Below are 739 nucleotides of genomic sequence, written 5' to 3' on the forward strand. Positions count from 1 at the left end.
AGCCCTGCTTCAACGAAGTGCAGTTTGGAGTAAGAAAAAGATGAAAACACGCCTACTGACAGGACTTTTAAGCCTGCTGATGCCAGCCATGGTTATGGCTGGTGAGTACGACCTGACGGTCGACCGGGTAAAAATTGATACTGGCGATTTCGTGAAAGAAGGCATTGGATACAATGGCGTATCTCCGGGGCCGGTGATGCGCTTCAAAGAAGGCGAAAACGTCAGGATCAACGTGACCAACAATCTGGATGAGATGACGTCCATTCACTGGCACGGTCTGATCCTTCCTTTCGATCAGGATGGAGTACCAGGTATCAGTTTCCCGGGCATCAAGCCGGGTGAAACCTTTACCTACGAATTTCCCATCCAGCAAGCGGGCACCTACTGGTTCCACAGCCACTCTGGTTTTCAGGAGCCGGATGGCGCCTACGGTTCCATCGTTATCGAACCCGAGGGGCGTGAACCGTTCCGTTACGACCGCGAATACGTCGTCCAATTGACCGACAAACACCCGCATTCCGGTGATCGCATCATGCGCAACTTGAAAATGATGACTGATTATTACAACCGCGATCAGCAGACCGTGGGCGAGTTTTTCTCGGATGTGTCCGAGAACGGTTTTATGAACACAGTTCGGGATCGCATGGCCTGGGGTGGCATGCGCATGATGAAAGCAGACGTCGAAGACGTGCATGGCTTTACGGGCCTGATCAATGGTAAAGGGCCGGACCAGAACTGG

The 739-nt window shown here is 52.5% G+C and carries 1 protein-coding gene; it reads left to right on the forward strand.

The window, feature by feature from the left end; translation table 11 throughout:
* Nucleotides 1-40: 40 nt before the first annotated feature.
* Nucleotides 41-739: multicopper oxidase domain-containing protein (locus tag A3730_RS27025; protein WP_156501400.1), on the forward strand; the 699-nt coding region annotated here is incomplete at its 3' end.

This window comes from Alcanivorax sp. HI0044 (genome assembly GCF_001634945.1).